Below are 8,081 nucleotides of genomic sequence, written 5' to 3' on the forward strand. Positions count from 1 at the left end.
GTTCGTAAACCATGCTCAGAAGTCCATTCCTAATGATGGGAAGATCTGTTTTCACCAAATACAGATTCTCTGGACAACCCATTCAAAAGTACTATTCTTCGTCTTTGCATTTATCATGTATTTTGATTGTCATTATAATATAGAAGAAACTCCAAAATCAAGTGCAAATTATGCTAAATAATAAATCGTCAATGCAATCAACATTGCGAGTAAAATGTACCCACCTAACTGGAAAAAAGGTTTTGTCTGGAAATCCAGCAACTCCGAAGGGGCACGCATTGACTCCGTATCCACTAAACTTCTTTTCGATGAGAAAACTTTTCTGAAGCTCATAGTAAAAATATCGAAAAATCCATTTGAGACAACATAGACTAATAACCCAATAAAAGTGATCGTTCCTCCGACAAAAAACGACATGTTTATATAAGAGGTAAGTGTCACTTCTTTAATAATGAGTAACATCATTGCAATAATAAGTAACTGAGAAGCAATAAACCAATTAACCAACTTTTTCATAAAAACACCTCAATCCTTCTCATATTGTAGAAGAATTGACGGAAAAAATCAAAATTTCGCTAAACGAATTAATAATTCGCAATTCTCGAACAACCTTAGACTACCAACGGTTCTGTTATGTTCTTGTAATCTTTCTGTTACATAAGTGTAAAAAATATTCAAAAAAAGACTGTACAGATTTTTTTGAATATGTATAATTAACATTGTAACAATTTTTCAGAATATTTAAGGAGGTCATTTTAAGTGAAGAAAAGCAAATTAGTTTGGCTATTAAGTCTTATGCTAGTACTTAGTATGTTCTTAGCTGCTTGTGGTAAAGATGAAGAAAAACCTTCAACTGAACCAACAACTGACGGAGAAGGCGAAGGTACAGAAGAACCAGCTGAAGGTGCTTTAGATGCGGAGCAAATCCTTAATCTAAACCACGTCGCTGAGATTCCATCATTGGATTCTTCAATCGTTGAAGACCAAGTTGGTTTCGACATGTTAGGTAACGTAAACGAAGGTCTTATGCGTTTAGATCAAGAAAATGTTCCTGTTCCAGCTATGGCTGCTGAGGAACCAACAATTTCTGAAGACGGTTTAACATACACGTTCAAATTACGTGATGCTAACTGGTCTGACGGTTCTGCTGTTACTGCTAACGACTTCGAGTATGCATGGAAACGTGCAATTGACCCAGCGACTGGTTCACCATACGGTCCTTACATGATGGCTGGCGTTATCAAAAACGCAACTGCTATCGGTGAGAAAAAAGCTGAAGTTGCTGACCTTGGAGTTAAAGCTCTAGATGAGAAAACTCTTGAAGTTACTCTTGAGCGTCCAGTTCCTTACTTTATCTCATTGATGTCATTCGGAACATTCTTCCCGCTGAAAGAAGAATTCGTTAAGGCACAAGGCGATAAATATGCAACAAATTCTGAAACAATTCTTTACAACGGTCCATTCACTATGACTGATTGGGATGGCACTGGTTTAACTTGGAAACTTAAGAAAAACGAACAATATTGGGATGCAGAAACTGTAAAACTTACTCAAATCAACTTCGACGTTGTTAAAGAAGTAGCTACTGCAGTTAACCTTTACACAACTGGCGAAAAAGATCGTACTGGTCTTTCTGGTGAGTATGCTATGCAATATGCTAACGATGAAAATCTATTAAAAGAATTAGAGCCAACTGTGTTCTACTTCAAATATAACCAAGAACGTAACGGTAAGAAAACACCACTTGCAAACGTAAACATTCGTGAAGCACTTGCTAAAGCATTCAACAAAGAAGATTTAGCAAATGTAGTATTAGCTAACGGATCTCTTCCAGCTAACTACTTAGTACCACAAGAATTCACTTTCACTGCTGAAGGTGCTGACTTCCGCGAAGTAAATGGCGACATGGCTACTTACAATGTTGAAGAAGCTAAAGCAGCATGGGATAAAGGTTTATCTGAGCTAGGTGTTACTGAAGTATCACTTGAAATTCTAGGTGGAGACTCTGACCTTTCTAAGAAAATGGACGAGTACTTCAAATCTCAATTAGAGACTAACCTTGAAGGTTTAAATATCACACTTAAAGAAGTACCATTCAACGTTCGTTTAGAACTTGATGAAAAACAAGATTATGATATCCAAGTTTCTGGTTGGGGCCCTGACTATCAAGATCCTATGACTTTCGTAGACTTGTTCGTAACAGGTYCTTCTCATAACTTAATGTCTTACTCTAACCCTGAGTACGACAAGTTGATTGAATCAGCTAAAGGTGAACTTGCTATTGATGCAGAAGGTCGTTGGGACGCAATGGCTCAAGCTGAGAAAATGTTAGTTCAAGAAGACTATGCAATTGGACCGATCTACCAACGCGGAACAATGGCATTAGTACAACCTTATGTTAAAGGTATTGTTTCTCACCCATTCGGTGGAGACTACTCATACAAATGGGCGTACATCTCAGGTAAAGAGTAATCTTTAACTAAGATAAAAAATCTCATAGAGAGAGAGTATATGGTATCCAATAGGGCCATATACTCTCTTTTTAAATGAGTGTGAATTAATTAAAAATTTACTATTTTCAAATATTAATTTGACATTAACTAGTTTTATCTGTTTATATAGAAAAGTAGAATTTAAATTCTGCTCGTATTCACTTAGGAGGTGCAAAAATGGCTAAGTATATCGCAAGACGTGTTTTTTATATGTTCATTACTCTTTTCCTGATTGCGACAGCAACATTTTTCTTAATGAAAACGCTACCAGGTTCCCCTATTGCATCCGCTTCGAAACTTACCCCTGACCAGCTAGCGGTAGTAGAGGCGAAATATGGTTTAAATGAACCACTACCAGTTCAGTATGGTAAATACATGCTAAATTTAGCACAAGGTGACTTAGGTAACTCATTCCAGTTTAAAGGTGCGAGCGTAACAGATTTAATTCTCAATCGCTTAGGACCATCTTTCTTACTAGGTGCACAAGGAATGATTTTAGGAGTTTTCATCGGTATTATCCTTGGGATGATTGCCGCATTACGACAAAATACGATTTGGGATTACGGTAGTACATTAATTGCTATTATCGGTATTTCTATCCCATCATTCGTTTTTGCAACAACACTTCAATACTGGTTCGGCGTTCAATTAGGCTGGTTCCCAGTTGCACTTTGGAAAGATGGCTGGATGTCCAGTGTTATGCCATCAATTGCATTAGCAATGGGACCACTTGCAATTGCTTCACGTTTCATCCGTACAGAAATGATCGAAGTTTTAAGCTCCGATTATATTACTCTAGCACGCTCTAAAGGTGCCAGTGGATTTGAAGTAGCATTTAAACATGCTTTCCGTAATGCTTTGATTCCTTTGGTAACGGTTTTAGGACCAGTTGCTGCTGGATTACTTACAGGTTCACTTGTTATAGAGCAAATATTTGCGATTCCAGGTATCGGTGAGCAATTTGTAAAAGCGATTATGATCAATGACTATTCAATTATTATGGGAACAACGTTGTTCTTCTCTGTATTCTTGATTTTCATTATCTTAGTTGTCGATGTTCTTTATGGAGTAATCGACCCACGTATCCGTTTATCAGGAGGTAATAATTAATGACACAAAATCTAGATAAATTACCTGCTGGTTCTTTTAACCGTATTACAATAGATAGCAGTGCAGCAGAACGTATTACTAAACCAAGTTTAAGCTTCTGGCAAGATGCATGGTTACGCATTCGTAAAAACAAAGCGGCCATCGTTAGTATTGTCATTTTGTTTTTGATTATAATCATGTCATTTGTAGGGCCAATGATAAGTCCGCATGATGCAGAGACACAAACTCTTACTCATGCAAACTTGCCACCGAAAGTTCCAGGTTTTGAAAACATCGGTATTTGGGATGGAACAGGGAATTTGGCAGGTCAAGAAGTAGATTTGTATGAACTGAAAAATGTAGACGAATACTACTGGTTCGGTACTGATGGATTAGGACGTGATATGTTCTCACGTGTATGGGAAGGTACTCAAATCTCATTATTCATTGCATTCATTGCAGCTTTAATAGATATGGTCATCGGCGTTCTTTATGGAGGTATTTCTGCATATTATGGCGGACGAGTAGATGATATCATGCAACGTGTCGTTGAAATCTTATACGGAATTCCAAACCTTGTCGTGGTTATCTTAATGATTCTCGTCATGGATCCAGGTATCATGGCCATTATTATCGCCATTACAATTACTGGATGGATTGGGATGTCACGTGTTGTACGTGGACAAGTTCTTAAATATAAAAACCAGGAATTCGTATTGGCTTCACGTACTTTAGGAGCAAGCAACAACCGCATCATTTCTAAACACTTACTTCCTAACATTCTAGGAATTATTATTATCAACACAATGTTCACAATTCCAGGTGCAATCTTCTTCGAGGCTTTCTTGAGCTTTATCGGTCTTGGGTTACAACCACCAGCTGCATCACTTGGAACATTGATTAACGATGGTTATAAACTAATCAAATTCCAACCGCATATTTTGATGTTCCCGTCAATTGTCTTGAGTTTATTGATGGTGGCATTTAACTTACTCGGAGATGGATTACGWGATGCACTTGATCCGAAAATGAAAGATTAAGAAGGAGGAAAGCGACAATGGAAAAAATCTTAGAAGTAAAAGACCTTCAGCTTTCCTTCCACACTTTTGCAGGGGAAGTAAAAGCCATTCGTGGTGTAAACTTCGATTTGCAAAAAGGGGAAACGCTAGCGATCGTTGGTGAATCGGGTTCAGGGAAATCAGTAACAACAAAAGCGATTATGCGCCTTTTACCAGAATCTAGTTCAGAATTCAAAAGCGGACAAATTTTGTTCAATGGCAAAGATCTAACAAAGCTCTCAGATAAAGAAATGCAAAAAATTCGTGGTAAAGATATCTCAATGATCTTCCAAGATCCAATGACATCACTTAACCCTACAATGACAATTGGTCGTCAAATTACTGAACCATTGTTAAAGCACCAGAAAGTAGGGAAAACAGAAGCGAAAAAAATTGCGATTGATTTATTGCGTATGGTAGGGATGCCTAAACCTGAATTACGTATTAAGCAATATCCACACCAATTCTCTGGTGGTCAACGACAACGTATCGTTATCGCGATTGCTCTTGCTTGTAATCCTCAGATTCTGATTGCGGATGAACCAACAACAGCATTGGACGTTACGATTCAAGCTCAAATTCTTGAATTAATGAAAGATTTACAGAAGAAAATTGATACATCTATCATTTTCATTACACATGACTTGGGTGTTGTAGCAAACGTTGCAGACCGAGTTGCGGTTATGTATGGTGGACGTATTGTCGAAATGGGTACAGTGGATGAGATTTTCTATAACCCCCAACATCCGTATACATGGGGATTATTAAGCTCAATGCCTTCTCTGGATACAGCAGATGAAAAATTATATGCAATTCCAGGGACACCTCCTGATTTATTGGATCCACCAAAAGGAGATGCATTTGCACTTCGTAGTGACTATGCACTTGCAATCGATTTGGAACAGGCTCCGCCAGTATTCAAAGTGAGCGATACACATTATGCTGCGACTTGGTTATTACATCCGGAGGCACCTCAAGTCGAGCCGCCAGCTGCCATTGTGGAACGTATGAAGAAATTCCCGGGAAGTCGATACTATGAAGGAGTTGCGCGCTGATGGCTGAAAAATTGCTAGAAATTAGAAACTTAAAACAATATTTCAATGAAGGCAAAGCTAATGAAGTGCGTGCAGTAGATGACATTAGCTTCGATATTTACAAAGGTGAAACACTTGGATTAGTTGGAGAGTCAGGTTGTGGGAAATCAACAACTGGCCGTTCAATTATCCGCTTATATAATGCAACAGACGGCGAAGTGATTTTCGATGGAATTAATGTTCATGGGAAAAAATCAAAGTCGGATTTAAAAATATTTAACCGTAAAATGCAAATGATTTTCCAAGATCCGTATGCGTCGCTCAATCCACGTATGAAAGTATTGGATATTATTGCAGAAGGTTTAGATATTCATGGCTTAACAAAAAATTCAAAAGAGCGTAAAGATCGTGTCCATGAACTTTTAGAGACTGTTGGTCTTAATAAAGAACATGCAAACCGCTATCCACATGAATTCTCGGGTGGACAACGCCAACGTCTTGGTATCGCTCGCGCTCTTGCAGTAGATCCTGAATTCATCATCGCTGATGAGCCAATTTCTGCGTTGGACGTATCGATTCAAGCACAAGTAGTTAACTTATTAAAAGAACTACAAGAAGAAAAAGGATTGACTTATTTATTTATCGCACATGACTTGTCGATGGTAAAATACATTTCCGATCGTATCGGTGTGATGTATTTCGGGAAATTGGTTGAATTGGCTCCTGCCGAAGAGTTGTACAATAACCCATTACATCCTTATACACAATCTTTGTTATCTGCAATTCCACTTCCAGATCCTAACTATGAGCGTACACGCGTACGTAAATCGTATGATCCTACATCTCATAATTATCAAGATGGGGAAGAAATTGCGATGCGTGAAGTAACACCTGGACATTTTGTATTCTGTTCAGAACGTGAATTTGAATCATTAAAGTTAACTTCTGCAGCTCGTGTATAATGAACTTTGATACATGGGAAAAATGAAATGTGCCATTCCTTTATAAGGAATGGCTTTTTCTTTTGGCTCTGTTAATAAATATGGTTGTTTATCGTACATTTGCGCTAGCCGTATGTTCCGCATGAGCAAACGAATATGAAAACCACATACTTGTGGGTCTCATTCTTCGAAAAGGCTGCTCCTGCGGTTACTCGTCGCAAAATGCAATTTTGTGGAAACACCTTCGTGACCAACATCGTGCTGGCCCGAGGAGGCTTGTTAGTTCGGCTGCGGAAATGGCACAGATTCCTTTTTTTGGCTCTGTTTAATTATATTGTTGATATTCGACTGTATAGAACAAATGTTATACCCAATAAACGAAACGAACGCAACGATTCCATTAAGAAAAAGGACAGCATAACAAAATTTTTGGGAATATTTGTAGAATTATATTATATAATGAAAGAAAAAAATTGCCTTAGTTAAGAAAATAGGCGAGTTTAGTTTTAGGAGGTAGATAAACTTTGTTAATGATTTTACGGATTCTATTTTCAATTATTACATTAGCATTAGCTGGTTATGGATTAATTACAAGAAATTTTGAATTTCAAGCATATTTGATTTTATTTTTAGGTTTATCAATGTTGGTGACGGGAATACAAGAATTCCAACAAAATAAAAAGCTGACAGGTTGGTTATTGATAGTCGTATTTGCATTTTCGCTATTCGTATCTATCCAAAGTTTTATATTGCATTAGGGAGTTTAATGTAAGTATTATTCTCCATACGAAAGAACAAGAAGTGTATTCGACTCAAAATATCGAATACGCTTCTTTTTTTAAAAACAACCGAGAAAGTTAACATAGGCTTTCTTTTTTTATATGACAAATTAATCTTTAAATGCATATGTATACTTGCTAAAATGGTAGAGAATAGAAAGGAAGTACAAATTATGACAGTAAGAAAATACATAGGAACAAGTGCTTTAGTTGCAGCATTATTAATGCCTACTTCAAGCTATGCTGCGAAAGAAGTAATCGTCAAGGACTTTACTGAACGTACATATGGCTTTACTACGGTTGAAGAAGAAATGATTACTGCTTCCGCATTGTTTCGATTTGATTCGGGTATGAATTTCACTTATCCTGATGCCATCCGTGGTGTCTATGTAACTGGTCATTCAGCAGGAGGAGCACGCTTTAAAGAGTTATTGAAGTTAATGGATTCCACTGAATTAAATGCCATGGTCATTGATATTAAAGATGATTTTGGCGATTTAACATATGTTCCAGCCGACGACTCACCATTAAAACCTTTAAATATCGGGAACCCATATATTAAAGATCCAAAAGCGATGTTAAAAGTTTTAGAGGAAAAACAAGTATACCCAATCGCACGTGTAGTGGTTTTCAAAGATTCCAACCTTGCTAATGCCAAACCAGAGCTTTCCTTTGTGGAAGGTTCAAC

9 protein-coding genes are annotated in these 8,081 nt (G+C 37.4%); 8 read left to right on the forward strand and 1 reads right to left on the reverse strand.

Going from position 1 to position 8,081, the window contains the following annotated elements; translation table 11 throughout:
- On the forward strand, window positions 1-181 hold a 181-nt coding region (locus AC1DSB_RS10635), incomplete at its 5' end, for a hypothetical protein (RefSeq protein ID WP_477586695.1).
- Here the strand turns inward: AC1DSB_RS10635 and AC1DSB_RS10640 are convergent.
- Window positions 169-516: a DUF3899 domain-containing protein gene (locus AC1DSB_RS10640; RefSeq protein WP_477532564.1), complete on the reverse strand. Its 348-nt coding sequence runs from the start codon at window positions 514-516 to the stop codon at window positions 169-171. The two genes, AC1DSB_RS10635 and AC1DSB_RS10640, sit on opposite strands and share 13 nt — an antisense overlap.
- A 243-nt stretch (window positions 517-759) precedes the next feature.
- Between AC1DSB_RS10640 and AC1DSB_RS10645 the strand changes: the two genes are divergently transcribed.
- The 7 genes from AC1DSB_RS10645 to AC1DSB_RS10675 form a co-directional block, all read left to right on the forward strand.
- Entirely contained in the window at window positions 760-2,472 is a 1,713-nt protein-coding gene (locus AC1DSB_RS10645; protein WP_477586696.1) for a peptide ABC transporter substrate-binding protein, read from the forward strand.
- A gap of 197 nt (window positions 2,473-2,669) precedes the next feature.
- On the forward strand, window positions 2,670-3,602 hold the full coding sequence (gene opp3b, locus AC1DSB_RS10650; protein ID WP_016428017.1) for an oligopeptide ABC transporter permease: 933 nt from the start codon (window positions 2,670-2,672) through the stop codon (window positions 3,600-3,602).
- Complete coding sequence (opp3C, locus tag AC1DSB_RS10655; protein WP_477532562.1) at window positions 3,602-4,621, forward strand: oligopeptide ABC transporter permease; 1,020 nt, start codon at window positions 3,602-3,604, stop codon at window positions 4,619-4,621. Before opp3b ends, opp3C begins: the two co-directional genes overlap by 1 nt.
- A 17-nt stretch (window positions 4,622-4,638) precedes the next feature.
- Window positions 4,639-5,694, forward strand: a complete 1,056-nt coding sequence (locus AC1DSB_RS10660) for an ABC transporter ATP-binding protein (protein ID WP_477532561.1) — start codon at window positions 4,639-4,641, stop codon at window positions 5,692-5,694.
- On the forward strand, window positions 5,694-6,635 hold the full coding sequence (locus tag AC1DSB_RS10665; RefSeq protein WP_016428014.1) for an ABC transporter ATP-binding protein: 942 nt from the start codon (window positions 5,694-5,696) through the stop codon (window positions 6,633-6,635). Before AC1DSB_RS10660 ends, AC1DSB_RS10665 begins: the two co-directional genes overlap by 1 nt.
- A 509-nt stretch (window positions 6,636-7,144) precedes the next feature.
- Window positions 7,145-7,372 carry a YczI family protein gene (locus tag AC1DSB_RS10670; RefSeq protein ID WP_342543777.1) on the forward strand — a complete coding sequence of 76 codons (228 nt, stop codon included), beginning with the start codon at window positions 7,145-7,147 and terminating at the stop codon, window positions 7,370-7,372.
- A gap of 194 nt (window positions 7,373-7,566) precedes the next feature.
- A partial coding sequence (locus AC1DSB_RS10675; RefSeq protein WP_477586697.1) for a putative glycoside hydrolase occupies window positions 7,567-8,081 on the forward strand: 515 nt, incomplete at its 3' end.

This window comes from Paenisporosarcina sp. P4_E4_2 (genome assembly GCF_056401595.1).